The organism is Caballeronia choica, assembly GCF_001544535.1.
GTDB classification, from domain to species: domain Bacteria; phylum Pseudomonadota; class Gammaproteobacteria; order Burkholderiales; family Burkholderiaceae; genus Caballeronia; species Caballeronia choica.
Window position 1 is genome coordinate 13,361 of sequence record NZ_FCON02000053.1, and the last position, 24,587, is coordinate 37,947.

Genomic DNA, 24,587 nt, shown 5'->3' on the forward strand with positions numbered 1-24,587 from the left:
CGCTTTGGCGACGAAAGCGCCACGTAATTGCAATGTTCTGCGTGATCCTTTTCTGGTCGCTTGGCGCAGGTTGGCTCTCAACCCCTATCCTCGACCTCGTTCAGCGCGGCTTTGACCACACGATCCAGCCGGATTTCGCCCCGCGCACGACCATCGTGATATTGGGCGGCGGCACCGATCGCGACCGCGACGCACGCCTCGTACCGAAGCGCGATTCGATCGTACGCATCGACGCGACGGCCGAGTTGTACCGCGAGTGCCGACGTACGGGCGCGGCGTGCCGCGTCATCATGAGCGGCGGCGACCCACAACGTCACGGCCAAACCGAAGCCGACAACTACGCGCCCTACCTGCTTGCACGAGGAATCGGCGCCGACGATCTCACGCTCGAAAACCGCAGTCTCGACACGTACCAGAACGCGCGCAACGTTGCCGCCATCTTGCGCCCCGAACGTGACGAAACGTTGATCGTGGTCACTTCGTCGTATCACATGCGGCGTGCGGTGCTCGCGTTCGAAGCGTTCGGACTGGAGCCCCAGGCATTCGTATCGAACGTGAGAAGCGCGCGATCGACGTTTTTTCCAAGCATCGACGGATTCGTCACGGCCGAGATCGCGTGTCACGAGGTCGTCGGTATCATGCGTTTTTACGTCTATCGCTGGCTGCATCTGTATTAACCTCGATCGGCGCAGCGAAACGCCGTTGCCACATTGGTGGCGTACCTTTCATCTTGAATTAATAAGGACTAGAAAACGGTTTGCGGCGCCGGTATGATCACGCGCTCAGTCACCGACTGGCGGGAGTTAGGCGTCCGACGCCGATAGCGTTGCCTGTGCTCAGGTCCGTATGCGCCTATGATTCGACTGCCTGCCCTGGTTGCTTCGGTCTCGCGGTGCACCGAAATGCAACATCGGCGTGGATTGTTGCGAGGAGGCCCACTGGAGCGATTTTTGCTGCGAAGTGAGCGATGTCCAGCCCAATCGGACAGGCGATTCCCGGGTTCAACTACTACTAGGAGGTAAGAATGCAAAAAGTGTCCCTGGCTGTTCTGTTGTCCCTAAGCGCGGTCGCGTCCAGCGCGTATGCGCAGGCCGATCAAGGCGTGACGATGAGTACCGATCCGGCCAAGATTTCCGATATCGAAATGCGTGCGCAAAATTTGCAAGCGCGCCAGGATAGTATGCAAAACACGCCGGCGCAGGCGCCGTCACACAAGTCGAGCCACAAGAAGTCGAGCACGAAGAAGGCAGCGGAATGACACGGTAGGACGCCTGTCCTGCTGGAACGTAAAGCCGGAAACTGCGCTTCAAGCGCGGTTTCCGGCTTTATTCATTGGAGGTGACAGATCGGCGAAGGACGCGTTGCGGACCGAACGACATGAACGGCGACGCGGCGGTATGCTACATTGCGCGTCGACATTTTTACCCCGCTTTTCCCCTTTGAGAACCCGCAAACGCACCCCGGTGCGGAGGACAGCATGAGCAATATCCAGCTCGATATTGAATGGACGGAAGCCGCGTCACGCAAGATCGAAAAACTGATGCCGCGCAGCGCGAACAAGGACGCTTATCTCGCGCTCCCGCCGGTGGAATGCCTGCCAATGGAAGGCGACGTGCTTTTTCTCGGGCCGGATGGCAAGCAGCAACCGTTCATCGTCGCGGAACGGCAATATCACCACGATGGCGACGCCGACTGGACGATCATCCTGATTCTCGACGTCCCGCACGAGACGCACTGACGGAACTGACGCCTCGACGAGTCGCGCTGTTTCTCAGAGTTTCGCCACCACATGGATCTCGCCATGCTCGACGAGAGCCGGCGCATTGCGGCGATGCGCCTCGATATGCGGCGAGCGGCCGTGCTCCTCAAGCGCGGCTTCGCTTTCCCAGCGCTCGAAAAACACAAAGCGACGCGGCTCTTTCAGATCGCGATGCAAATCGTACTGCAAGGCGCCGCGCTCCTTGCGCGTCGGGTCGACGAGACCCTGCAGCGCCTCCTTCAGCTTTTCTTCCTGCCCGGGCCTGGCGACAAAAGTAGCGACAACGGCAATTTCCGACATGAGCGTTTTCCTCGAGTGAAAGAGGATCAAGGATAACCGCGCGGCAAGTTGATTGCCGGGTTGCAAGCGCTTTGTTGCCAGCGATTGCACGCCCCTTGGCGGGAAGGTAGACGATTTGCACCGCCAGGAATGCGCCCAGCCGGGCGCACCAAAGAAAAGCCCGCGTTTCGCTGAAACGCGGGCAAAACCGTCGCCCTACGAGGATAGGCGACGGGGCCACCGGCGCCCGCGCCAATGCGCGGACCTGTGTCCGGGATACGGGACTGTCGGCGCCCGTGTGCAAACCATTCAGGCTTCCGAGGGCAGGAGGCGCCAGCCTTCCACCGATCGAATCGCACGCCATTCGTGCACTGTACTGGTCAGACAGTCGATTCTAGTAAGCTTTCCCGCACACAACGACGCACATACCGGCGCACAAAGCCCGCGTGCAAAGAAGCCCTCGCGAGACTGGCGCAGGGCAGCGCAGTCAGCATGCCAATTCGCCGCACGATAAAAAAAACCGCCCCAAAATCGGGGCGGTTTTTTTGTGCTGCCGAAGCGCCAACTGCACTCAGCCGATCTGATCGGCAAGCAGCGCCATGATCTGCCGCGCTTGAGGCGAGGAATCGACCTGGCCCTTGTCGTCGATGATCGAGACGCGCGTTTGTCCTTCCGTGATCGCGCGGACATTGATCTCGTACTGCTTCGCGACCTTCTCCTTCTTGCCGTGGAAGACCTGGCTCCAGAAGCCCTGTTCCGCCGACGACATGTCCTTCGGATCGACATAGCGCACGAAATAGACGCCCTTGGCGCGGTCGCGATCGTCGACCGTGAAGTTGCTCCGGTCGAGCGCGATGCCGACACGCAGCCACGCGCGGTCATACGCCTCGGGCAGCGTGATTTCCGTGGACGCAGCCTCGGGCACCGTGTCGTTCTGAATGGCCGTCTGCCCGGACAGCGCGACGTTCTGCGCCGCCGTCGTGGCCGCCGCCGGCTTGGCACCGCTCGCGCCGGCTGGCGCCGCCTTGTCGAGCGCGACGGCGTCCGCCGAACCGCCCGACGCCTGACGCGAATCGGTCAGCGCGAGCGCAGCCATCAGACGCTTCAAGTATTCGTTTTCGAGCGCCGGATCGTTCGGGCGAGCCTGCCACTGGCTCGAATCGTTGTTCACGCCCGTCAGCGCTTCACGCATGCCCTTCTGGCTCACGAACACGTACGTGCCGCCGCTCGGCGCCACTTCGAGACGCGTGCGGTACTTGTTGCGCTCGGCCGTCACATACGAGTTGCCCGTTGCCTTAGACAACGTGTTGCGGATCAGGCCATCGGAAATCTGCGGATGGGTTTCGTTCCAGTCGGTTTCCATCACGCCCTTGTCGCGGGCGTCGACGACGAGCAGGAAGCCCTGCTCCTGCCAGAAGCGGCGAATTTGCGGCCAGACCTGGTCCGGCGTCTTGTTGTCGATGACGAGCCAGCGCTCCGTGCCATCGCGCTGGATATGCATGCCCGAGACGGGCGGAACCACGGTGGGAGCACTCGGGGCGACTTTCTGGACTTGCTGCAGGTCCGACAGCGTGGCCTGACCGCCTTGGGGCGGCAACGAACGCTGGTCGGACGCTTCATCGAGCAAATTCGGCGGAACCGCGAGGGACGCCTGCTTCGAGCGGGAATCACTCTTGTAGTTGATCGCGGTGGGGGAAGACGTACCGCATCCGGCCACGAACCCGGCCGCCATCAAAAGTGCTGCCAACCGTTTGGTCACACGAAAATCTGTCATGTTTGGGAAGTCCTTCCGCTACGCCACGGTGTTTTCCGTGGATCAACCCAGTATTTTACCGGTCCCGCGCGCCGCCGTGCAAAAACAGCACCGCGCGGGTGCCTGTTCCGGGTGTGCGCTGGCGTCGGGCCGGATCGTGGACGCTGCGCGGGAGCGTATCTGCGAACGCTTCCTGCGATCCGTTTTCGCCTTCACACGATAAAACCGTCCGCGGCGTAAAAGCCAGGCTGTCCGCGTCCACTGCTTCTTTCCACCTTCTTCCGTCTTTTCCGATGCCGCCGCAGCAGCTCGCCAAAAGCCTCGTTCAAATCTCAAAAAACTGCGTGCCTCTGCATGTCGCACAATTTTTGACATTTACACTCACTCCGGCTGCCCACTCAAATGTCGATCAACTCCTTGTTTAATAAGCATTATTAAGCATTTCAAACGGCATCTCAAAAAACCCTTCCAGACGAATCCCCATCTCGCTATTTCTTCAACCCTCCATCCTAGAATTTCATCTCGAAAATAAGAATGACCTTAGGAACGGAGAAAAACAATGTCACGGCCAACCACCCCACGGGACCTTTTGATCGCCGCGTTCGCTTCTGCGGCGTTCGCAAGCGGGTACGCAGACGCGCAGCTAGGCTCGACGATCATCAGCGACCACGACGCATCGCACGCAGCGGTCATGCAGCACACGCAAAACGGTCAGCTCTCCTACCACGAATCCACCGACACGAACGGGATCACCGTGCGCCAGTACGTCAATTCCTCCGGCGAGGTCTACGCGGTCAGTTGGCATGGTCCAGCGATACCCGACGTTCAGGCGCTGCTCGGCGCCCACTACGCGCGATATCAAAACGGCGCGCTCGCCTCGCAGGTCAGCAACGGGCTGCATGCGTCGCGCGTGTCGCAGGATGATCTGGTCGTCGAGAGCAGCGTGCGCCTGCGCCAGTTCGTCGGCCGCGCGTGGCTCACGAGCGCGTTGCCGGCCGGCGTCGCGACCTCCGACATCGAATAGGGAGCCGACCCATGCGATCCCATCGATTTTTCCTGTGTGCGGCGACGTTCATTGCGATCATTGCGACCGGCGCGCTTTCCGGCTGCGGCGGCGGGGGCGGCAGTTCGACATCAGCAAGCGCGCCGGCAAGCGCACCGGCACCCGCCAGCGCCCCGGCGGCCCCAGCCCCTGCGTCCGCGTCCGACACCAAGGCACCGGCACCCGACAACACCGTCGCGCAGTCGACCACGCCGAACGTGCAGCCTATCCGGGTGGCAAAGCTCGACAGCGGCACGCGCAACATGCTAATGACGAGCGTCACCCTCTGCGTGCCGGGCACCGACAACTGCCAGACCATCGACAACATCCAGGTCGACACCGGCTCCCAGGGCCTGCGCATTCTCGCCTCGGCGCTCTCGCCCACGCTCGCGCTGCCGGCCATCACGTCCACTAACGGCTCGAGCGTCGCGCAGTGCGCCGTGTTCGGCACGGGCTACACCTGGGGCGCGGTCCGAAGCGCCGACATCCGGCTCGCCGGGCAGACGGCCGGCGCGACATCGGTCCAGGTCATCGCCGATCCCGCCGTGCCCGCCGCCGCCGTGGATTGCACCCAGTCGGGCCTGCCGATGCTCACGGCCGCTAGGTTGCGCAGCAACGGCATCCTGGGCGTCGGTCCGTTCATCGCCGATTGCGGTGGCGCCTGCGCGAGCTCGCCGCTGCCACGCTGGTATTACGCGTGCGCATCGGGGAACTGCGTCGCAAGCACGCTCGCCGTCGCGCAACAGGTAACCAACCCGGTCGCCCGCTTTCCCGCCGATAACAACGGCGTGCTGATCGAGCTCCCGGCCGTGCCGGACGCCGGCGCACCGGCGGTGGCCGGCACGATGACGTTCGGCATCGGCTCACAGTCGAACAACCTGCTCGGCGATGCGACCGTGCTGCAAGGCAGTGCACTGTCCGGCTACGTGAACACGATTTTCAGCGGCAACACGTACTCGACGAGCTTCATCGACAGCGGATCGAACGGGCTCTTTTTCCCGTCGACTTCGCTGACGGTATGCGGACTCTGGTACTGCCCGCCGACGCCTCAAAGCTTCGCCGCCACCCTTCGCTCGACGAGCGGCACGACCCGCGACGTGAACTTCGCCGTATCGACCTCGACGACGCTCTTCGCAAGCGGCAACAACGCGTTCTCGAATCTCGCGGGCCCGGTCGGCAATTACTTTGACTGGGGCTTACCGTTCTTCTTTGGACGGCGCGTGTTCACGGCGCTGGAAGGACGCGTGACGCCTGCGGGCGTCGGGCCGTACTACGCGTTTTAGCGCATGTCGAAGCAGCCGCCCCCGAATACCGGGGCGGCCGCTGCGCTGGCTTGCTACTCGCCGGAGGCCAAAGACTCGCCGTTGCGTGCGAACCGCAACTCGACGCGCCGGTCGCCCGAAAGACAATCGATGAGCGCGCGGCGGTGCTTCATCGTGCACTGCGCCCCCGGCGACGCCGGCCCGTAACCGCGCGCCTGGATCGGCACCGTGATGCCCTGGCGTTGCAGATAACGCTGGACGCTCGTCGCGCGCCGCTGCGACAGCGCGCGGTTGTACGCCGAACTGCCGAGCCGGTCGGTATAGCCCGAAATCGCGACGCCGGTCACATCGCCCGCGCCCTTCACATCCGCGATTACTGCATCGAGCTTCGACCTGCCGTCATCCGTGATCGACGCGATATCGCCGCGGTCGAAGGCGAAGAGCGCATCCGTCGACAGCGCGATCATCGGCGGCAACGGCACCGCCGCGACCGGCTGCGCCTGTGGCACGGCGCAGCCGTCGAGTTGCTCGCGCGCCTCGCTCATCGCGTGCTCGACGGCAGCGACTTTGACCTGCGCGGCGTCGAAGTTGCGAGCCCACGCGTCGTGCCCTGCGTGCATGAGCTTGACCTCCATGCACGCGGCGACCTTCTGCGCGCCCGGGCAGTACCGGAAGCGCGGATCGGCCTGCAAACCCTTGACGGCCGCGGCAAGGTCCGGCCGCAGCGGCGCGACCGTGCGCAACGACGGGTTCTCGGACGACAACGGCTGGCTTCCTTCGAGTCCCGCCGTCAGCCGGGCGGATTCGCCTATCGCTTCCTCGACGAACCCCCAGCCGTTGTGCAAGGCGAGTTCTTCATTCCCGGCATCGATCCAGCATTGATCCTTGTAGCCGAAATAGTTTTCCTTCCTTGGTCCGAGCGCGCCGAGTCTCGATTCCAGCGACGCGATCACGTCGCGCGGCGCCTTGATCGTCCCGTAGACGTCGGTCCATTGGCGCACTGCCGCGCCTGCTGCTTCGCTCTGCTCGGTTGCGAATCCGGTTTGCAGGACGGTCGGGTCCTGGATCGCGAGCTTGTCGCGGACCGCCGCCGAGCCGCAGCCTGCGAGCGTTAGCGCGCAGACTGCGGCGATCATCGTGTTTTTCATGTGTGTAGCCTGAGTCGGAGCCGCGGCGCGCCGGGCGCCGCGGGTTGGGTATCGCGCCGTCATACGATGGAATGAGTGTGCTTAGTGGCCGACTCAACTGCCAAACACGTAGCCGATGCCCGCGCGGACGATGGTGCTGTTGCCTCCCGACGACGACACGCCCGCATTGAAGTTGAAGTTGCCCTTCTCATTCCAGCGCGATACGCCGATCCCGAGCGCCGCCTGCCCGCGATACGCAGCGACGCCGGCGTTGACCGCCGTGCGGCCCGGCAGATACGGCGTCACGACGTTGAGCGCCGATGCCGCCGCGATCCCCTTGCGCGTGTTGTGGTCGAGATCGCGGATCTGTTGATCGGTGTTGTTGAAGCGCTGGTCGGTATAGCTGTTCGCCTGTCCGAGCGTGTTGCTCGACGCGCGGTTCAACTGGTCGAGGTTCACCGCATCGGTCGCGGACGTGCCCGCGGCGACATTCGTGATCTGGCGCTCCGCCCCCGCCGAGCCGACGGACACGCTGTTTGCGCGATCCGCTATGGCACCGGCTCCGAGGGCGACCGAGTTGTCCGCGCTCGCTTTCGCGCCGGCGCCCATTGCCAGCGTATTCGCGCCGCTCGCGAGCGCGCTTGCGCCGACCGCGACCGCATGCGTGCCGCTCGTCACGGCTGCTTCCGTCGACGAATTGCCATCCGCGCTGAAAAACGCCGTGCTGGCGGCGGTAAAGTTCGCAACCTTGCCGATGGCATCGTTCAACTGGCCTACGTTGACCGCATCGCCGACCAGAGCGCCAGCCGCGACGTTGTGGAGCGCGGTGCCGCCCGCGACGCCGTTGCCGAGCGTCACGTTGGCGTAGTCGGTTGCGCCGCTCGCGGTCTTGTCATAGGTCAGCGCCGCGGCCACCGCGCCCTTGCTGTCGATCAGGCCCGTACTTTTCAACTGCGACACGTTGACGGCGTCCGTGTCCGCCGTGCCCGCCTTCACGTTCGTGATCTGGCGTTCCTGTCCGGCCGCGCCGACCGAGACGCTATCCGCGCGGTCGGCGACGGAATTCGCGCCGAGCGCGACGGCGTTCTGGCCGCTCGCCTGCGCGTTGCCGCCGATCGCGAGCGCGTCCGCGCCGGATGCTTGCGCGGCGGCGAGCGTCGTATTCGTCGTGAAGTACTTGAGCGAGCCACCGTTTTGCAAATCGTTGACCATCTGTACGGTCTGGGCCAACTGATCGCCGTTCACCGCATCCGTGCTGCCGGCAACGAGACGGCCCGCCGCGACGTTGCGCAATGCAACCGGCGCCGACGCCGACGCGCCGCCAAGCGTCACCTGACCACGATTCACGCTGCCATCCGCGCTCGTGTCATACACGACTGCCGCCATCGTCTTGCCGCTGGCGTCGACGAGGCCCGCTCCCTTCAGTTGCGCGACGTTGACGGCGTCGTGATCGTCGACACCCGCCTTCACGTTCGCGATCGTCGTGCCGTCGCTGCCGCCGAGGGTGATCTTGCCTCTCGCGGCTTCGTCGTAGGCGACGAACGAATTGGCCGCGTTGCCGTTCGAATCGACGGTCAGGCCCGCGCTCTTCAACTGGCCGAAGTTGACCGCGTCCGTGTCGTCCGTGCCTTTCGCTATGTTCTTCAGGACGGTTCCCGCCGAGCCGCCAAAGGTCACGACGCCCTTGCTCGCGTTGTCGTAGGCGACGAACGAATTGGCCGCGTTACCGTTCGAATCCACCGTCAGGCCCGCGCTCTTCAACTGGCTGAAGTTGACCGCGTCGGTGTCGTCAGTGCCTTTCGCCACGTTCTTCAGCACGGTTCCGGCCGAGCCGCCAAAGGTCACGATGCCCTTGCCCGCGTTGTCGTAGGCGACGAACGAATTGGCCGCGTTGCCGTTCGAATCCACCGTCAGGCCCGCGCTCTTCAACTGGCTGAAGTTCACTGCATCGGTGTCGTTCGTACCGTTCGCAAGATTCGTGATGAGGGTGCCGGACGTGCCGCTGAGCGTGATTTTGCCTTTGCTGGCGTTGTCGTAGGCGACGAACGAATTGGCCGCGTTACCGTTCGAATCGACGGTCAGGCCCGCGCTCTTCAACTGGCTAAAGTTGACCGCGTCGGTGTCGTTCGTACCTTTCGCAAGGTTCGTGATGAGCGTGCCGGACGTGCCGCTGAGCGTGATTTTTCCTTTGCTGGCGGTGTCGTAGGTGACAAACGAATTGACCGGGTTGCCGTTCGAATCGACGGTCAGGCCCGCGCTCTTCAACTGGCGGAAGTTCACTGCGTCCGTGTCGTCGGTGCCGTTCGCCACGTTCTTCAGAACGGTTCCCGCCGAGCCGCCAAAGGTCACGACGCCCTTGCCCGCGTTGTCGTAGGCGACGAACGAATTGGCCGCGTTACCGTTTGAATCGACGGTCAGGCCCGCGCTCTTCAACTGACTGAAGTTCACCGCATCCGTGTCGTTCGTGCCGCTCGCTACGTTCTTCAGAACGGTTCCTGCCGAGCCGCCAAAGGTCACGACGCCCTTGCCCGCGTTGTCGTAGGCGACGAACGAATTGGCCGGGTTACCGTTCGAGTCCACCGTCAGGCCCGCGCTCTTCAACTGGCTTAAGTTCACCGCGTCGGTGTCGTTCGTGCCTTTCGCAAGATTCGTGATGAGCGTGCCGGACGTGCCGCCGAGCGTCACACGCGATTTGCCCGTGTCGTCGTAGGCGACGAGCGCGTTGGTCGCATTGCCGGACGCATCGAGGGTCAAACCGGTGTCCTTCAACTGGCTGATGTTCACGGCATCGGCGTTCGCCGCGCCTCGCGCCACGTTCGACAAGACCGTTGCGGCGGTGCCGCCGAACGTCACGGAAGCTTTCGAGGCGTCGTCATATCTGACGGCGTCCGCCGACCCGGCAACGCCCGTCTTGACGACGGCATCGATCGCGCTGCCAACGTCGGAATAAGCCTTGCCCCCGACCGTGTAGGACGGCGCACTGATCGTGCCGTCGGTGCCGAGCGCAGCGCCGCCGCCGAGCGCCGCAGCCGCGCTCGATACCACCTTGTGCAGTTGAGAGGCGTTCACCGCGTCCGTGCTGGTCGCGCTGAGCGTGCCCGGCGCGACGTTCACGATCTTGCGCTCCGAACCCTTCGCGCCGATCGACACCACGTTGCTCTGTGAACCGTCGCTTGCGGCGCCGAGAACCACGCTGTTGGCGCCCGTCACCTTCGTGTTGCTGCCGAGTACGAACGAGTCCGTGCCGCGCACCGTCAGTCCGTTGCCCAGGGCCGCCGAGTTGGCGCCCGTGATCAGGTTCTTCGAACCGACCGCAATCGCGTTGTCCGTCGTCGTGTCCGCCGTGTCTCCGATCACGGAATTGTTGCCGATCACGATGCTGTCGGTCGAGCCGGATTGAGCGCGATAGCCGATCGCCAGGGAGCGATCGCCATTCGTGGCCTCCGCGTTCACGCCGATCGCCGTCGAGTGGATGCCGCTCGACACCGCCGAGTTGCCGACCGCGACCGCGCCTTCATTGGCGGCACTGGTGTTCGAACCGATCGCGACCGACAGTTCCCCGTTCGCGTGCGTATTCAGCCCGATCGCGATGGAGTCGGAGCCGAGCGCTTCGATCTGCTGCGTCTTGTCCGTGGGACCCGATTTGATCAGCTCCGACGGCGGCAGGCTCGGATCGCCGAACGTCACGAGCGCATTCGATCCCTGCGCCTGGACGTTGCTCACGGCCGCCGCCAAGGGGACGTCGCGATTTGTCGGCAGCGCGCCGAGCGCCTGGCTGACCTGCGATGAATACATGAAACGCGTATCGCCGGACTGCGGCGTAGCGTCGACGAGCGTCTCGGCATGGGCCATTTGCGGCAGGGCGAGCAGGGAGAGCGTCGTCAGTACCGCGCCTGCGCTCTGAACGGATGCGCCGGCTGCAATTTCGCGGGCGCGTGAAATGGCCTGAGCCAGAACATCGGAATTCCCGGCTGAAGCCCGCTTCCTCGATGCGATGCGTTGAATTTTCTTCTTCATCTTGTTTGCTCACTCTCAGTTTTTGGAGACACGTCAGACGTGTCTCAGGAATGGTTGATGGCTTATTTGAAAGTTCTTATTAGATCGTGGTACTAAATATCTATGGCATAGTGCTTCCGGCCTGCGCACCGATCCGGCGCCAGAGAGCGCTCTGGGCGGTCATTGAATCTCGCTTCCGCCGGGGTGACGCGAGGCACCGATCTCACGCCAGTTAAAAATTAACTTTCACGCGATATTTTGCGCGATTAGTTCAATTTTCTACACGCGAAAAATCCTAGAAAATGCGTCCTATGCCTTATGGATAAGGGAAGCGGGAAAATACCGAAGTCTCCGATTTAGCGCATTCAAGCTAAACAAGCACAGCAATCGCCGCCCGCCACCATGAAAAAAGGCCGTTCCGCTATGACCCGGAACGGCCTTCTAATCTCCCACGACGAGCGCCTGACGACTCTAACCGCCGCCCTACCCCACTCACCCCGGCGGCAACGCCTTATCCTCCTCGTCGAAGATTTTCTGCGCCAGATGAAACGCCGAATTCGCCGCCGGCACACCACAATAGATTGCGGTCTGCATCAGCACCTCCTTGATCTCGTCGCGCGAGACGCCATTGTTCTTCGCCGCGCGCAGGTGGAGCGCCAGTTCCTCGCTGCGGTTCAGCGCCACCATCATCGCGATCGTCAACAGGCTGCGCGTATGACGCGGCAAGCCGGGGCGCGTCCAGATGTCGCCCCATGCGTAACGCGTGATCAGGTTCTGGAACTCGGTGGTCAGGTCCGTGCAATTGACGAGCGACCGGTCCACGTGCGCATCGCCCAGCACCGCGCGGCGCACACTCATGCCGGCTTCATAACGTTCGTCTTCGGTCATTGTTGTTCTCCCAGGAATTCCAGCACGAGGCGCGTGTACTCAGCCGATTTCTCGATGTTCGACAGATGCGCCGCATCGAGTTCCACATAGCGCGAGCCTTCGATATAACCCGCCAGTTCGCGACCCTGCTCGGCGGTCGTCGAAAGATCCTGCGTGCCGGCGATCACCAGCACCGGCGCCTTGATCGTCTTCGCTTCGTCGCGCAGGTCCGCGTCGCGGATCGCCTCGCAGTTCGACGCGTAGCCGTCGCCCGAGGTATGGCGGAACACGTCGCGGATCGGGGCCAGCACCAGCGTCTCGCGTTCGATGAAACCGGCCGTGAACCAGCGCGGGATCACCGCGTCGGTGAGCGAAACCATGCCGCGGACCTCGCGCGCCTTCGCGGCGCGCGGCGTCCAGACGGCGTCCGAGCCGATCAGCGCCGCCGTGTTCGACAGCACCACGCGCGCGAAGCGCTCCGGATGGCGCGCGGCGAGCCCGACGCCGGTCAGCCCGCCCATCGACAAGCCGCAGTAATGCGCGCGCCTGATTTTCAGGACGTCCATGAGGCCGATCACATCGCCGACCAACTGGTCGATCGTGTACGGGCCCTGCGGCGCGTCCGAATGGCCGTGGCCGCGCGTGTCGTAGCGCAGCACGCGATACTTCTGCGCGAACGCTTCGACTTGCGGCGACCACATCGACATGTCGCTGCCGAGCGAGTTGGACAGGACGAGCCACGGGGCGTCGTCGCCCGCGTCGGCGTCGACGCGATAGTGGATCTGTATACCGTTGACGGCGGCATGAGGCATTTTGCGTTTCGCTCCTGGATTGGACTCACGCGTTGGCGTGATGAAGCTCGAGCGCGGCATCGATGAATGCCTGCGCGCAGCCGGCGTAGTTCGCCGGATCGAGCAATTGTTTCAACTGGTCCGACGAGAGATGCTGCGTCACGGTCGCGTCGGCCGACAGTACGTCGAACAGCGTTCGCGCGCTTGCCACGGCTTCCTTCGATGCGCGCTCGACCAGCTTGTGCGCATCCAGCCGGCCGATCTTGTCGCCGAGGGCGAGCATCACGGCCTCGCCGAGTACGAGCCCGCGCGTCGCATTGAGATTCGCCGCGAGCCGTCCGGTGTTCACTTCGAGGTCCGGCACGATCGCCTTCATCTGCGCGAGCGCGCCCGCGGTCAGGCGCGCGAGGTCCGGCAGCGCTTCCCACTCGGCCTGCCAGCCGCCGAGCGCGCGTTCGTGCTCCTGCACCATGCCCGCTAAGACCGTCGCGACGAGATTCGGCGCGCGCATCGCCGCCGTCAGCACCGCCGCGCAACCGACCGGGTTGCGCTTGTGCGGCATCGTCGACGATCCGCCCTTGCCCGCCGCCGCCGCTTCCGCGAGCTCGCCGACTTCGGTCTGCATCGACAGCGAGATGTCGCGCGCGATCTTGCCGAGCGTACCGGTCAGCATGCCCAGGCACGCAGCCGCTTCCGCGATGCGGTCGCGCTGCGTGTGCCACGGCAGCGCGGGCATCGCGAGGCCGAGTTCGTCGGCGAGCGTCTGCGCGACCGGCTGCGCCTTGTCGCGCAGGCTCGCGAGCGTGCCCGCCGCGCCGCCGAACTGCAACACCAGGGCGCGCGAGCGCAGCGTCGACAGACGCTCGCGATGGCGCGTCAGCGCATCGAGCCATTGCGCGAACTTCAGGCCCAGCGTGATTGGCAGCGCCTGTTGCAGCCAGGTGCGGCCGATCATCGGCGTGACGCGGTGCTTCCTCGCCTGATCGGCGAGCGCGGCGCACAGGTCGCGCAGGTCGGCGTCGATGAGATCGAGCGTCGCGCGCAACTGGAGCACCGTGCCGGTGTCGATGATGTCCTGGCTCGTCGCGCCCCAGTGCACGTACTTGGCCGCTTCGGCGTCGGCGGCCTTGACCACGGCCGTCAATTGCTTGACGAGCGGAATCGCGAGATTGCCGCCCGCCGCCGCGCCGGTCATGAGCGCGGCAGCGTCGATGTGGTCGGCATGGCACGCGGCTTCGATCGCGCCGACCGCGCTCGCCGGGATCACGCCGTGCGCCGCCGAGGCTCGCGCGAGCGCGGCCTCGACGTCGAGCATCGATTGAACCGTCTGGCGCGGCGACCAGACGGCGTTCGCCGCGTCGGTGCCGCAGATGAGGTCGGTGAGCCGGCCGGTCGCCGCGAACATGGCGTCAGACCCGCTCGATGGCGATCGCGATGCCCTGCCCCACGCCGATGCACATCGTGCAGAGCGCGAAGCGGCCGCCGGTGCGCTGCAACTGATAGCTCGCGGTCGTGACAAGGCGCGCGCCGCTCATGCCGAGCGGATGGCCGAGCGCGATCGCGCCGCCGTTCGGGTTGACGCGGGGATCGTCGTCCGCGACGCCGAGCATGCGCAGCACCGCGAGACCTTGCGACGCGAACGCTTCGTTCAGCTCGATCACGTCGAACTGGTCGATCGTCATGTTCAGGCGCTTCAAGAGCTTTTGCGTCGCCGGCGCCGGGCCGATGCCCATCACGCGCGGCGCGACACCGGCGGTCGCGAGACCTAGGATGCGCGCGCGCGGCACGAGGCCGAAGCGCTTCGCGCTGTCTTCGTCAGCGATCAGGAGCGCGGCCGCGCCGTCGTTCACGCCCGACGCGTTGCCCGCCGTCACGCTGCCGTCCGGGCGCACGACGCCCTTCAGTTTCGCCAGCGCCTCGATGCTCGTTTCGCGCGGATGCTCGTCCTGCGAGACGACGATCGGATCGCCCTTCTTCTGCGCAATCGTCACTGCGACGATTTCCTGTGCGAACGTGCCGTCGGCCTTCGCGCGTGCCGCTTTCTGCTGGCTGCGCACGGCGAACGCGTCCTGGTCGGCGCGGCTGACCTTATAGTCGTCCGCGACGTTTTCCGCCGTTTCCGGCATCGAATCGACGCCGTGCAGCTTTTTCATCAGCGGATTGACGAAGCGCCAGCCGATGGTCGTATCGTAGATGTCGGCCTGACGCGAGAACGCGCTGGTCGCCTTGCCCTGCACGAACGGCGCGCGGCTCATACTTTCGACGCCGCCCGCGATCAGGAAGCTCGCTTCGCCCGACTTGATCGCGCGCGCGGCGATGCCAATCGCATCCATGCCCGAGCCGCACAGGCGGTTCACGGTCGTGCCCGGCACGCCTTCGGGCAAACCGGCCAGCAGCGTCGACATGCGCGCGACGTTGCGATTGTCTTCGCCCGCCTGATTCGCGCAGCCGAAGATCACTTCCTCGACGGCGTTCCAGTCGACGTCCTTGTTGCGCTCCATCAGCGCGCGCAGCGGCACGGCGCCGAGATCGTCGGCACGCACCGACGACAGCGCACCCGCATAGCGGCCGATCGGCGTACGAATCGCGTCACACAAAAAAGCTTCTTTCATCAGTGTCTCCAGGGAAATCGTGGCAAGTCGGGCTCAGGCTGCTTCGGTCAGCGGTGCATATTGCAGCGGCACCTTGGCAAGCTGCTGGAGTTCTTCGAACGAGAGTCCCTCCACGATCTCGCGCACGACAAAACCTTCCGGCGTCACGTCGAACACGGCGTGATCGGTGTACACGCGATCGACGCAATCCACGCCGGTGACCGGATACGAACATTCGTCGACGAGCTTGCTTTCACCCTGCTTCGTCAGCAATTCCATCATCACGTAGACCTGCTTCGCGCCGATCGCGAGGTCCATCGCGCCGCCGACGGCCGGAATCGCGTCGGGCGCGCCGGTGTGCCAGTTCGCGAGATCGCCCTTCGCCGATACCTGGAACGCGCCGAGCACGCAGAAATCGAGATGGCCGCCGCGCATCATCGCGAACGAATCCGCGTGGTGGAAATACGCGCCGCCCGTCAGCAACGTGACATGCTGCTTGCCGGCGTTGATGAGTTCGTCGTCTTCCTCGCCTTTTGCGGGCGCCGGGCCCATGCCGAGCAGGCCGTTCTCGCTGTGCAGGAAGATTTCGCGGTCCGCCGCCAGATGATTGGCGACCAGCGTCGGCACGCCGATGCCGAGGTTCACGTAGGCGCCTTCGGGAATGTCGAGCGCGACGCGCTTCGCCATTTCGTCACGAGTCAGTTTTTTCATGGCTTTTCCTTTTGCTTACGCTGCAAGTTCGGCTTGATGGACGGCTTGCGGCACTTCCACGACGCGTTGCACGAAAATGCCGGGCGTGACGATGTTTTCCGGATCGAGTTCACCGAGTTCGACGACCTTCGACACCTGCACGATCGCCGTCTTCGCCGCGCTCGCCATGATCGGCCCGAAGTTGCGCGCAGTTTTACGATAGACCAGATTGCCCCAGCGGTCGCCCTTGAATGCCTTGATGAGCGCGAAATCCGCGTGCAGCGGCGCTTCGAGCACATAGTGCTTGCCGTCGATCAGGCGCGTTTCCTTGCCCTCCGCAAGCCGGGTGCCAAAGCCGGTCGGCGTGAAGAAGCCGCCGATGCCCGCACCCGCCGCGCGGATGCGCTCGGCCAGATTGCCCTGCGGCACGAGTTCGAGTTCGATCTCGCCCGCGCGGTAGAGCGCGTCGAACACCTGCGAGTCGGCCTGGCGCGGAAACGAGCAGATGATCTTGCGCACGCGCTTCGCGTTGAGCAGCGCGGCGAGACCGGTTTCGCCATTGCCCGCGTTGTTGTTGACGATCGTCAGCTCGCGCGCGCCTTGCTCGATGAGCGCGTCGATCAGCTCGGACGGCATGCCCGCCGTGCCAAAGCCGCCGATCATGATGGTCGCACCGTCTTGCACATCCTTAACCGCCGACGCGAGCGAATCGAATATCTTGTTGATCATGCCGTTCATCTCCTGCGAGCGTGCCGCCGCCCGCCTAAACGCGGAACGCCGGGTGAAAACTCGGGTTAACCTGCTTGTCCTGTTTTGTTCGTCGTGCGAACATGGATTCGTTTAGCGAACAATGAGATGGTATTCCGGGATTCGTTGTCATGTCAACGAAATACGGGTATTTACTGACAGACGCACTTTCGATCGATGAAAAACCTGAAAGAGCCATTGCCTGAAGAGTCTGACGCAGCGCGACCCGGCGATTCGTACGTCCAGTCGTTCGCGCGCGGGCTCGCCGTGATCCGCTCGTTCGATGCGAACCGGCCCGCGCAGACGTTGACCGAAGTCGCCGCCGCATCGGGACTCACGCGCGCCGGCGCGCGCCGGATCCTGCTCACGCTGCAGGCGCTCGGCTACGTGGAAGCCGACGGGCGCCTCTTCCAGCTTACGCCGAAGATTCTCGACCTGGGCTTCGCCTATCTCACGTCGATGCCGTTCTGGAATCTCGCTGAACCGGTGATGGAAGAACTCGTCGAGCAGGTGCACGAGAGCTGTTCGGCGGCCGTGCTGAACGGCACCGACATCGTCTACGTGCTGCGCGTGCCGACGACGCACAAGATCATCACGCTCAACCTGTCGATCGGAAGCCGGTTGCCGGCGTTCTGCACGTCGATGGGCCGCATGCTGCTTTCGGCAGTGGACGACGACCAACTCGACGCCGTGCTCGACGCGAGCGACCTCGTCGCCCGCACGCCGCGCACGATTGTCAGCAAGGCGGCGCTCAAGGAAGCGATCGGCGTCGTGCGCAGTCAGGGCTGGGCGATCGTCGATCAGGAACTCGAGGAAGGGCTGATTTCGATGTCGGCGCCGATCCGGGACCGGCAAGGTCGAATCATCGCGGCGCTCAACATCAGCGGAAACGCGCAGAGGAAAAACGCGAAGCAGATGGTGAAAGCGTGTCTCGAGCCGCTTCAGGAGGCGGCGCAGCGCGTTTCGGAGATGGTCGCGCGACGCGGATAGCGCGGGATAAGCACAGGCGCGACTATTCGCCAAGACGAATTCGGCGGTACCCTCTATCTCGCCAACCGATAACGCCGATAACGTATGAACGACCTGGATCTCAACCTCATCCCGTATCTCGTCGCCATCGAGGAGATGCGCAACGTGAGTCGCGCCGCCGAGCGGCTGGGCGTCAGCCAGCCGCGCGTAAGCACGGCGCTCGGCCACCTGCGCGAATATTTCAAGGACCCGCTGTTCGTGCGCACGTCGCGCGGCATGGAGCCGACGCCCCGCGCGCTCGCGCTCGTGCCCGCGGCCCGCGAAGCGCTGAGCCGGATCGAACGCGGCCTGCTCGACACCCAGCATTTCGACCCCGCCGCCACCACCGATACGTTTTCCCTCGCGCTATCCGATGTCGGCGAGATCGTGTTTCTTCCGCGTCTGCTGCAGGCACTTGCCGTCGCGGCGCCGCATGCGAACCTGCGATCCGTGTCGCTGTCGCACGGCGACGTCGAGCGCGGACTCGAAGCCGGCGACATCGATCTTGCGGTCGGCTATTTTCCCGACCTCGGCGGCAACAACTTTTTCCAGCAGCGCCTGTTTTCCCATCGATTCATCTGCCTGATGCGGCGCGATCACCCGTTCGCACGCGGACCGCTCACGCTCGAACAATTCACCGAGTGCGGACATGCGGTCGTGCGCGCCGAGGGACGCAGCCAGGAAATTCTTGAGAATTTTCTCGACAAGCAGCGCGTTCGGCGCCGCGCGGTACTCGAGACGCCGCACTTCATGAGCCTGCCGTTCATCCTGTCGCGCACCGACCTGATCGCGACCGTGCCGCACGCGATCGGCTTCGCCTATGTCGCCGAGCATGCGTCGATCACGCTTGCCGAGCCGCCGTTGCCCTTGCCGCGTTTCGATCTGAGGCAGCACTGGCATCGCAAGTTTCACAACGACGCCCGCACGATGTGGTTGCGCGGCGTGGTCGCGTCGCTCTTCAACGACGCGCTCGACGAATGGCCGAAGTAATCGAACTCGACCCGGGCAGCTTCAGCCGCCGACGACAATCCGGCTAGAATGGGCGCTTTATTTCCAGCCAGGAAATGATCGAATGGATGCGCTGACCAGCCTGCGGGTGTTTCGCGAGGTCGTCGAGGCGGGAAGTTTCGTGAAGGCCGCCGAGCGCCTCGACATCTCCACCGCGATGACGAGCAAGCACGTGGCGAATCTCGAACGCCAGCTCGGTGTGCGCCTGCTCAACCGGACGACGCGGCACCTGAGCCTCACGGAAGCGGGCAGCGTCTATTTCGAACAATGCAGCGAGGCGCTCGACATTTTGCAAGCGGCCGAAGCGGCCGTTGGCGCACAAACCGCGCATCCGCAGGGCGTGCTGAAAGTGACCGCGCCGGGCTGGTTCGCCACGCGCAAATTCGCCGATATTCTCGTGGCCTACCGGCAGCGCTATCCGCAGGTATTGATCGACCTGCGGCTGGAAAACCGCTTCGTCGATCTGGTAGAGGAAGGCTACGACATGGCGCTGCGGGCGACGTCGGAGCCGTCGCCGTCGCTGATCGTGCGGCCGCTGTGCAAGATGCCGTTCATGCTGACGGGTTCCCCCGCCTATCTCGAACAGCACGGCGATCCGCGCCATCCCGATGAACTCGGCAGGCATCACATCATCCTGCCGACGTACACCAACATCGAGTTCGTCGAACTGACCGGCCCCGACGGCACGTTCACCGTGAAGAATCACGCGGTGCTGAAGAGCAACGACACGTCGATGTCCCTCCAACTCGTGCGCGCCGGGCTCGGGCTGGCGTACTTTCCGGAATGGATCGTGGCGCCGGATCTCGCGACGGGCGCGCTCGTGCGCGTGCTGCCGGACTATGCGGCGTTCGCGCCGCCGGTCTACGCCGTCTACACGAGCCGCAAATACATGACGACGAAGGTCCGCACGTTCATCGACTTCCTGTCGGAGTCGCTGGCCGATCGGCCTAATTAATTAGGATAACTCGTATTCAAGCGCATCGGCCGGCATGTGATGATCGCGCCCGATTTTCGCCTCATTGAAAGCGCTTGTTTTGCGCCGTCGGATGAGGGGTTGGTCGAGCCTTCACCTCTCTTACTGCCAAGCGGGCACGCGATGAACTTACCCTGGTTTCAACTCTGTCTCAATTTTGTGCTGCTTGGCGCGGCGGTGTTCATCTGCAACACGATCAACGCGAGCCAGCGCGAGGCAAAGTGGAATGGCGCGCTGATCTTCGTCGGGCTCTGCGCGCTCGCGATGGTGCTCGACTTGCTGCTTACGCGCGTTTTCGCATCGGCGGCGTCGCTGGATCGGATGGGCTATGTGAACCTTGCATCGATGCCGGCACTGGGCGAGCGGGTTGTCGGGTATGCGATACCTTGCGTGGTCGGGGTTGTGCTTGCCGTGCGCTTTCGGCAACGTCGTAATCGAGGGGTGGGTCCAGTGCGGATCCAGACGTCGGAGTATACGCAGTCGGAGTTGTCGGCCTGATGGTTCCGGAGTCGCGTGCGCTCGCCACCGCTACGACGGATGGGAGGGCGATAATATGGAGCTTCAGCGCGAAAGTCGTCGGATGGGTTCTCAGTGCGGAAGCGGTCTGATATACTTTCGCTCTCTTTCGGGGCGTAGCGCAGCCTGGTAGCGTACCTGCATGGGGTGCAGGTGGTCGGAGGTTCAAATCCTCTCGCCCCGACCAGTATCTAAAAGGCCCTCCGGCTTCTGGCCGGAGGGCCTTTTGTCTAATTTCACGGCACTTGAGACGCGCGCCGAGGAAATGCAACAAGCTCGGCAACTTCGTTGATCGCCGCGATTCGACCGATCGGTTCGGGATCAAAACTCCTTGTGTCAACAAGCCCGATGGATTCAAACAGGGCGCTCATCATATTTTCCGTCGATCGCTGGCGACCGAGCGAATCCAGCATGGCCGTCTTCGAGGCGAGAATCTGTTCAATGTCGAGCCAGCGACGAAAGGTGCTGTGAAGTTCCCGCCTTCGGTGGAATAACCAATGCCAACTTCGTCGCCGTCGGGAGCATGAGCACATGCCGACCGAAGTCCGCGCCACCTTGCGGTCGTACCTCGACGGAAAGATCGAACAGTTCTGGATGCGGGAACTCGGCGTCGACAACCTGCTGACCTTCGGCCTCTATCCGATCATTCCGCTCGCGCCACTCGTCATGCTCATCGGACATTGAGCCGAAGCGCGTCGGACGGACAAACCAAACAGTGACGGCGTGCGAGCACGCGTTCCGACGACGCAAACAAAAAGCGCCGCGACTCACGTCGCGGCGCTCTTCGATCGATAGGAGATCTCACCCGCCAAGCAGTTCGATCACCTGCAAAATCTCTTTCCTCAACTGCTCCACATCCACCACAGCCTGCGTCGACGATTCCGCCTTGATGTCGGCGTCATCGCCATCGTCGTCAATTGCGCGGCCTTGCGAATCGAGCCGGTTACGCGCGCCGTTGATCGTAAATCCCTGCTCGTAAAGCAACTCGCGAATTCGCCGGATCAGCAGCACTTCATGATGCTGATAATACCGACGATTCCCGCGTCGCTTGACCGGCCGCAACTGCGTGAACTCCTGCTCCCAATAGCGCAGCACGTGCGGCTTGACGCCGCATAGTTCGCTGACTTCGCCGATCGTGAAGTAGCGCTTGGCCGGGATCGGAGGCAAGACGACTTTTTCCATCGTCGATCAACCATCGTGGTGAGTGTCGCAGAGGCGCTGGTTACGGCAGCGCTGTTCCGTTCATCAGCGTCCGAAGCTGGTTTCCGCGCCGGTTTCAACCAGTGCCTTCAGCTTCTGACTCGCATGAAACGTGACAACGCGGCGCGCGGCAATCGGGATCGCTTCGCCGGTTTTCGGGTTGCGTCCCGGCCGCTGCGGTTTGTCGCGCAACTGGAAGTTGCCGAAGCCGGACAGCTTGACGCTATCGCCGCTTTCGAGCGCGTCGCGAATGACTTCGAAGAAGGCTTCGACCATGTCTTTCGCTTCGCGCTTGTTAAGTCCGACGTGGTCGAACAGCATCTCGGCCAATTCGGCTTTCGTGAGCGTCGGCGTCTCATTGGACGCCGCGCCATTCGAAGTCGGGATATCTCGGATCATGGCGCTGCGTTGCGCCGAAAGAAGGGCTTCGAAATCACTCGAGTTCATTTGGTTCATATCAGAAAAATGGCGTGACGATTAAGACGGAGGGGCCCAACAAAGGCTATCCGCGCAACCGCGCGCCATGTACTCGAGCCAAGCGATCCACCAGCGTTTTGATGGCCGTTTCGACCGTTTCGTCCTGAAGCGTCCCGCCAGTATCTTGCAACGTTACACGGAAGGCAAGGCTTTTCTCGTGCGCTCCCAAACCACCGGAAGTGCTTGATTTTGGACGAAATTCATCGAACAGCGCAACCCTCGTGACATGCTTGCAGGCGGGCTCGGAACGAGCGTTTTCGAGCTCGTCGAGGAGCGTCTGAACCTCGATTTTCTGATCGACGACGACCGCGATATCGCGCCTCACTGGCGGGAATTTCGACACGTCAGAGGGCACCGGCAACGAACGCTCGATCAAAGCGTCGGCTTCGATTTCGAACAGAATCGGCGCCTGCGGCAGATCATACTTTTGCAGCCAGCGCGGATGAAGCTCGCCAATCCAGCCGACCTTGCGACCATCGATTTCAATCCGTGCGCTGCGTCCCGGATGCAGCGCCGGATGTGCTGCCGTCACGAAACGCGGCACGACCGGCGCGAAGAGCGCCTCGACGTCACCCTTCACGTCGAAGAAATCGACCGTACGCGAGGGCGCGCCCCACTGCTCGTCGAGCGTCGGGCCGTAAGCGAGGCCACCGATCATCTTCGGCTGCGCGAAGCCTTCGATGGTCAGCTCGCCGGCCTTGATCGACGGATCGTGCAGGAACACGCGACCCGCCTCGAACACGCGAATGCGGTCCGCGCGACGGTTCAGGTTGTAGCGCAGCACGCTGATGAGGCTACCGAACAGCGTCGTGCGCATGACCGACAACTGGCTCGCGATCGGATTGACCAGCTTGACCGGATGGTCGTTGCCGGCGAAATCCTGCTCCCATTCGGCATCGACGAAACTGAAGTTCACGGTCTCCGAGTAGTCACGCGCGGCGACGGCGTGGCGAATCGTATGAACCGAACGCTTCGTCTCGTTGGTCGGACGCATTTCGCTCTTGGCGACCGGCGGGCGCGCCGGAATCTTCTCGAAACCGTAAATGCGCGCGACCTCCTCGATCAAATCTTCTTCGATCTCGATGTCGAAGCGATACGGCGGCGGCGTCACGGAGAACGTGTCGCCGTCGCGCTCGAATGCGAGGCCGAGCCGCGTGAAGATCTGCGCGATTTCTTCCGCGCCGATCTCGATGCCGATGATCCGATGCGCACGCGCGACGCGCATCTTGACCGGCGCGCGTGTCGGCAGATTGACGATCTGATCGTCGACCGGACCGGCCTTGCCGCCGCAGATGTCGAGAATCAATTGCGAAATGCGCTCGATGTGCTCGACGGTCGTCGAGTAGTCGACTCCGCGTTCAAACCGATGCGCCGCGTCGGTCGAGAAGTTGTACTTGCGCGCGCGGCCACGGATCGCATCCGGCCACCAGAACGCGGCTTCGAGATAGATGTTGGTCGTGTCGAGCGATACGGCCGTGCTGTCGCCGCCCATGATCCCGGCGAGACTTTCGACGTGCCGGTCATCGGCAATCACGCCCACGGTTTCGTCGAGTTCGACAGTATTGCCGTTCAGCAGCTTGAGCGTCTCGCCCTTGCGGCCCCAGCGCACTTCGATACCGCCGTGAATCTTGTCCAGGTCGAACACGTGCGTCGGACGGCCGAGTTCGAGCATCACGTAATTCGAGATGTCGACGAGCGCGGAGATGCTGCGCTGCCCCGAACGCTCGAGCCGCTCGACCATCCATGGCGGCGTCTTCCCGTGCGCGTTCACGCCGCGGATCACGCGACCCGAAAAGCGTCCGCACAGGTCGGGCGCCAGGATCTTCACCGGCAGCTTTTCGTCGAGCGCAGCGGCAACCGGCGGCATGTCGAGCGCCTTGAGCGGCGCGCCGGTGATCGCGGCGGTTTCCCGCGCGACGCCGAACACCGACAGGCAATCCGCCTTGTTCGGCGTTAGCTTGATTTCGAAGACGGTGTCGTCGAGATTCAGCGTCTCGCGAATGTCCTGGCCGATCGGCGTATCGGCGGGCAGGATCAGCAAGCCGCTGTGATCCTCCGACAGCTTCAGTTCACGCGCCGAACACAACATGCCCTGGCTTTCGACGCCGCGCAGCTTCGACAGCTTGATCGCGAACGGTTCGCCGCCCGCTTCCGTCGGCGGCAATTGCGCGCCTACGAGCGCGACCGGCACCTTGATGCCCGGCGAGACATTCGGCGCGCCGCACACAACGTTGAGCGTCTCGCCCGTGCCGGCATCGACCTGACAGACGTTGAGCTTGTCCGCATTCGGATGCTTGGCCACTTCCAGCACCTGGCCGACGACGATTTTCGTGGTCGGCGGCGCGACCGGCTGCAGACCTTCGACTTCGAGACCGGCCATCGTGAGCGCGTGCGACAGTTCGTCGGTGGTCAAGGCCGGATCGACGAAACTTCTAAGCCAGGATTCTGGGAATTGCATGTGTGTCTACGTTCGAAAGGAGTTATGTCTGCGCCCGGTCTCA

Annotated in this window: 24 protein-coding genes, 1 tRNA gene and 1 pseudogene; 11 read left to right on the forward strand and 15 right to left on the reverse strand. The window is 63.5% G+C overall.

Features of this window, described 5'->3' with window-relative positions; translation table 11 throughout:
* The first annotated feature begins 32 nt into the window (after positions 1 to 32).
* The 3 genes from AWB68_RS22275 to AWB68_RS22285 all read left to right on the forward strand — a co-directional run bounded on the left by AWB68_RS22275 (position 33) and on the right by AWB68_RS22285 (position 1,738).
* On the forward strand, positions 33 to 677 hold the full coding sequence (locus AWB68_RS22275; protein ID WP_235028451.1) for a YdcF family protein: 645 nt from the start codon (positions 33 to 35) through the stop codon (positions 675 to 677).
* A 347-nt stretch (positions 678 to 1,024) separates the two neighbouring features.
* Positions 1,025 to 1,258, forward strand: coding sequence for a hypothetical protein (locus tag AWB68_RS22280; protein ID WP_087646518.1), 234 nt, complete (start codon positions 1,025 to 1,027; stop codon positions 1,256 to 1,258).
* Between the two features lie 219 nt (positions 1,259 to 1,477).
* Positions 1,478 to 1,738, forward strand: coding sequence for a hypothetical protein (locus AWB68_RS22285; RefSeq protein WP_062637467.1), 261 nt, complete (start codon positions 1,478 to 1,480; stop codon positions 1,736 to 1,738).
* A 33-nt stretch (positions 1,739 to 1,771) separates the two neighbouring features.
* On the opposite strand, the gene AWB68_RS22290 is transcribed toward AWB68_RS22285, so the two are convergent.
* Entirely contained in the window at positions 1,772 to 2,059 is a 288-nt protein-coding gene (locus AWB68_RS22290) for a putative quinol monooxygenase (RefSeq protein ID WP_087646519.1), read from the reverse strand.
* 550 nt (positions 2,060 to 2,609) lie between these two features.
* Entirely contained in the window at positions 2,610 to 3,812 is a 1,203-nt protein-coding gene (gene bamC / locus AWB68_RS22295; RefSeq protein ID WP_087646520.1) for an NlpB/DapX family lipoprotein, read from the reverse strand.
* 538 nt (positions 3,813 to 4,350) lie between these two features.
* Here bamC and AWB68_RS22305 point away from each other — a divergent pair.
* Both AWB68_RS22305 and AWB68_RS22310 read left to right on the forward strand, forming a co-directional pair.
* Complete coding sequence (locus AWB68_RS22305) at positions 4,351 to 4,815, forward strand: DUF2844 domain-containing protein (protein ID WP_087646522.1); 465 nt, start codon at positions 4,351 to 4,353, stop codon at positions 4,813 to 4,815.
* Positions 4,816 to 4,826: 11 nt separating this feature from the next.
* Positions 4,827 to 6,116 (forward strand): DUF3443 domain-containing protein, encoded by a 1,290-nt coding sequence (locus AWB68_RS22310; RefSeq protein ID WP_087646523.1) that lies wholly within the window; start codon positions 4,827 to 4,829, stop codon positions 6,114 to 6,116.
* A 53-nt stretch (positions 6,117 to 6,169) separates the two neighbouring features.
* On the opposite strand, the gene AWB68_RS22315 is transcribed toward AWB68_RS22310, so the two are convergent.
* The 9 genes and pseudogenes from AWB68_RS22315 to AWB68_RS22350 form a co-directional block, all read right to left on the reverse strand.
* A complete protein-coding gene (locus tag AWB68_RS22315; protein WP_160110044.1) occupies positions 6,170 to 7,243 on the reverse strand; it encodes an OmpA family protein in 1,074 nt (357 codons plus the stop codon).
* 93 nt (positions 7,244 to 7,336) lie between these two features.
* Positions 7,337 to 8,182 (reverse strand): YadA family autotransporter adhesin, encoded by an 846-nt coding sequence (locus AWB68_RS51880; protein WP_445344361.1) that lies wholly within the window; start codon positions 8,180 to 8,182, stop codon positions 7,337 to 7,339.
* Positions 8,168 to 11,239, reverse strand: a pseudogene (locus tag AWB68_RS22320) (hypothetical protein); the annotation flags it as partial. The pseudogene AWB68_RS22320 and the gene AWB68_RS51880, both read right to left, overlap by 15 nt.
* Before the next feature lie 471 nt (positions 11,240 to 11,710).
* The gene (gene pcaC / locus AWB68_RS22325) at positions 11,711 to 12,106 is read right to left on the reverse strand and encodes a 4-carboxymuconolactone decarboxylase (RefSeq protein ID WP_087646526.1); all 396 of its coding nucleotides are present in this window, start codon (positions 12,104 to 12,106) and stop codon (positions 11,711 to 11,713) included.
* The gene (gene pcaD, locus AWB68_RS22330; RefSeq protein WP_087646527.1) at positions 12,103 to 12,897 is read right to left on the reverse strand and encodes a 3-oxoadipate enol-lactonase; all 795 of its coding nucleotides are present in this window, start codon (positions 12,895 to 12,897) and stop codon (positions 12,103 to 12,105) included. The genes pcaC and pcaD overlap by 4 nt, the downstream gene beginning before the upstream one ends.
* 25 nt (positions 12,898 to 12,922) lie before the next feature.
* Complete coding sequence (locus AWB68_RS22335; protein WP_087646528.1) at positions 12,923 to 14,281, reverse strand: 3-carboxy-cis,cis-muconate cycloisomerase; 1,359 nt, start codon at positions 14,279 to 14,281, stop codon at positions 12,923 to 12,925.
* 4 nt (positions 14,282 to 14,285) lie between these two features.
* Positions 14,286 to 15,488: a 3-oxoadipyl-CoA thiolase gene (gene pcaF, locus AWB68_RS22340; protein ID WP_087646529.1), complete on the reverse strand. Its 1,203-nt coding sequence runs from the start codon at positions 15,486 to 15,488 to the stop codon at positions 14,286 to 14,288.
* 33 nt (positions 15,489 to 15,521) lie between these two features.
* Entirely contained in the window at positions 15,522 to 16,178 is a 657-nt protein-coding gene (locus AWB68_RS22345) for a 3-oxoacid CoA-transferase subunit B (protein ID WP_087646530.1), read from the reverse strand.
* 15 nt (positions 16,179 to 16,193) lie between these two features.
* On the reverse strand, positions 16,194 to 16,886 hold the full coding sequence (locus tag AWB68_RS22350; RefSeq protein ID WP_087646547.1) for a 3-oxoacid CoA-transferase subunit A: 693 nt from the start codon (positions 16,884 to 16,886) through the stop codon (positions 16,194 to 16,196).
* Positions 16,887 to 17,081: 195 nt separating this feature from the next.
* Here AWB68_RS22350 and AWB68_RS22355 point away from each other — a divergent pair, with 195 nt between their 5' ends.
* The 5 genes from AWB68_RS22355 to AWB68_RS22375 all read left to right on the forward strand — a co-directional run bounded on the left by AWB68_RS22355 (position 17,082) and on the right by AWB68_RS22375 (position 20,596).
* Positions 17,082 to 17,894, forward strand: a complete 813-nt coding sequence (locus AWB68_RS22355; protein ID WP_087646531.1) for an IclR family transcriptional regulator — start codon at positions 17,082 to 17,084, stop codon at positions 17,892 to 17,894.
* An 84-nt stretch (positions 17,895 to 17,978) separates the two neighbouring features.
* Positions 17,979 to 18,902: a LysR family transcriptional regulator gene (locus AWB68_RS22360; protein ID WP_087646532.1), complete on the forward strand. Its 924-nt coding sequence runs from the start codon at positions 17,979 to 17,981 to the stop codon at positions 18,900 to 18,902.
* 82 nt (positions 18,903 to 18,984) lie between these two features.
* A complete protein-coding gene (locus AWB68_RS22365) occupies positions 18,985 to 19,875 on the forward strand; it encodes a LysR family transcriptional regulator (RefSeq protein WP_087646533.1) in 891 nt (296 codons plus the stop codon).
* Between the two features lie 141 nt (positions 19,876 to 20,016).
* A complete protein-coding gene (locus tag AWB68_RS22370; protein WP_087646534.1) occupies positions 20,017 to 20,391 on the forward strand; it encodes a hypothetical protein in 375 nt (124 codons plus the stop codon).
* A gap of 128 nt (positions 20,392 to 20,519) precedes the next feature.
* Positions 20,520 to 20,596, forward strand: a tRNA-Pro gene (locus AWB68_RS22375).
* Between the two features lie 49 nt (positions 20,597 to 20,645).
* Here the strand turns inward: AWB68_RS22375 and AWB68_RS48280 are convergent.
* Entirely contained in the window at positions 20,646 to 20,822 is a 177-nt protein-coding gene (locus AWB68_RS48280) for a hypothetical protein (protein WP_160110045.1), read from the reverse strand.
* 118 nt (positions 20,823 to 20,940) lie between these two features.
* Between AWB68_RS48280 and AWB68_RS48285 the strand changes: the two genes are divergently transcribed.
* Positions 20,941 to 21,093 (forward strand): hypothetical protein, encoded by a 153-nt coding sequence (locus AWB68_RS48285; RefSeq protein ID WP_160110046.1) that lies wholly within the window; start codon positions 20,941 to 20,943, stop codon positions 21,091 to 21,093.
* Positions 21,094 to 21,210: 117 nt separating this feature from the next.
* Here the strand turns inward: AWB68_RS48285 and AWB68_RS22380 are convergent, their stop codons facing one another.
* From AWB68_RS22380 to pheT, 3 genes are all read right to left on the reverse strand, one after another.
* Positions 21,211 to 21,591 carry a MerR family transcriptional regulator gene (locus tag AWB68_RS22380; protein ID WP_087646535.1) on the reverse strand — a complete coding sequence of 127 codons (381 nt, stop codon included), beginning with the start codon at positions 21,589 to 21,591 and terminating at the stop codon, positions 21,211 to 21,213.
* 63 nt (positions 21,592 to 21,654) lie between these two features.
* On the reverse strand, positions 21,655 to 22,065 hold the full coding sequence (locus tag AWB68_RS22385) for an integration host factor subunit alpha (RefSeq protein WP_062637437.1): 411 nt from the start codon (positions 22,063 to 22,065) through the stop codon (positions 21,655 to 21,657).
* 46 nt (positions 22,066 to 22,111) lie between these two features.
* Positions 22,112 to 24,544, reverse strand: a complete 2,433-nt coding sequence (gene pheT / locus AWB68_RS22390; RefSeq protein ID WP_087646536.1) for a phenylalanine--tRNA ligase subunit beta — start codon at positions 24,542 to 24,544, stop codon at positions 22,112 to 22,114.
* Positions 24,545 to 24,587 lie beyond the last annotated feature (43 nt).

What these genes read in the sequence shown, in the direction of transcription:
- pcaF (WP_087646529.1), bottom strand. Translation starts at nt 15,488, where the DNA reads ATGAAAGAAGCTTTTTTGTGTGACGCGATTCGTACGCCGATCGGCCGC.
- AWB68_RS22355 (WP_087646531.1), top strand. Translation starts at nt 17,082, where the DNA reads ATGAAAAACCTGAAAGAGCCATTGCCTGAAGAGTCTGACGCAGCGCGA.
- pheT (WP_087646536.1), bottom strand. Translation starts at nt 24,544, where the DNA reads ATGCAATTCCCAGAATCCTGGCTTAGAAGTTTCGTCGATCCGGCCTTG.
- AWB68_RS48280 (WP_160110045.1), bottom strand. Translation starts at nt 20,822, where the DNA reads ATGCTGGATTCGCTCGGTCGCCAGCGATCGACGGAAAATATGATGAGC.
- AWB68_RS22370 (WP_087646534.1), top strand. Translation starts at nt 20,017, where the DNA reads ATGAACTTACCCTGGTTTCAACTCTGTCTCAATTTTGTGCTGCTTGGC.
- AWB68_RS22285 (WP_062637467.1), top strand. Translation starts at nt 1,478, where the DNA reads ATGAGCAATATCCAGCTCGATATTGAATGGACGGAAGCCGCGTCACGC.
- bamC (WP_087646520.1), bottom strand. Translation starts at nt 3,812, where the DNA reads ATGACAGATTTTCGTGTGACCAAACGGTTGGCAGCACTTTTGATGGCG.
- AWB68_RS22335 (WP_087646528.1), bottom strand. Translation starts at nt 14,281, where the DNA reads ATGTTCGCGGCGACCGGCCGGCTCACCGACCTCATCTGCGGCACCGAC.
- AWB68_RS22360 (WP_087646532.1), top strand. Translation starts at nt 17,979, where the DNA reads ATGAACGACCTGGATCTCAACCTCATCCCGTATCTCGTCGCCATCGAG.
- AWB68_RS22305 (WP_087646522.1), top strand. Translation starts at nt 4,351, where the DNA reads ATGTCACGGCCAACCACCCCACGGGACCTTTTGATCGCCGCGTTCGCT.
- AWB68_RS22385 (WP_062637437.1), bottom strand. Translation starts at nt 22,065, where the DNA reads ATGAACCAAATGAACTCGAGTGATTTCGAAGCCCTTCTTTCGGCGCAA.
- AWB68_RS48285 (WP_160110046.1), top strand. Translation starts at nt 20,941, where the DNA reads ATGCCGACCGAAGTCCGCGCCACCTTGCGGTCGTACCTCGACGGAAAG.
- AWB68_RS22315 (WP_160110044.1), bottom strand. Translation starts at nt 7,243, where the DNA reads ATGAAAAACACGATGATCGCCGCAGTCTGCGCGCTAACGCTCGCAGGC.
- AWB68_RS22275 (WP_235028451.1), top strand. Translation starts at nt 33, where the DNA reads ATGTTCTGCGTGATCCTTTTCTGGTCGCTTGGCGCAGGTTGGCTCTCA.
- AWB68_RS22280 (WP_087646518.1), top strand. Translation starts at nt 1,025, where the DNA reads ATGCAAAAAGTGTCCCTGGCTGTTCTGTTGTCCCTAAGCGCGGTCGCG.
- AWB68_RS22345 (WP_087646530.1), bottom strand. Translation starts at nt 16,178, where the DNA reads ATGAAAAAACTGACTCGTGACGAAATGGCGAAGCGCGTCGCGCTCGAC.
- AWB68_RS22350 (WP_087646547.1), bottom strand. Translation starts at nt 16,886, where the DNA reads ATGATCAACAAGATATTCGATTCGCTCGCGTCGGCGGTTAAGGATGTG.
- pcaC (WP_087646526.1), bottom strand. Translation starts at nt 12,106, where the DNA reads ATGACCGAAGACGAACGTTATGAAGCCGGCATGAGTGTGCGCCGCGCG.
- pcaD (WP_087646527.1), bottom strand. Translation starts at nt 12,897, where the DNA reads ATGCCTCATGCCGCCGTCAACGGTATACAGATCCACTATCGCGTCGAC.
- AWB68_RS22380 (WP_087646535.1), bottom strand. Translation starts at nt 21,591, where the DNA reads ATGGAAAAAGTCGTCTTGCCTCCGATCCCGGCCAAGCGCTACTTCACG.
- AWB68_RS22310 (WP_087646523.1), top strand. Translation starts at nt 4,827, where the DNA reads ATGCGATCCCATCGATTTTTCCTGTGTGCGGCGACGTTCATTGCGATC.
- AWB68_RS22365 (WP_087646533.1), top strand. Translation starts at nt 18,985, where the DNA reads ATGGATGCGCTGACCAGCCTGCGGGTGTTTCGCGAGGTCGTCGAGGCG.
- AWB68_RS22290 (WP_087646519.1), bottom strand. Translation starts at nt 2,059, where the DNA reads ATGTCGGAAATTGCCGTTGTCGCTACTTTTGTCGCCAGGCCCGGGCAG.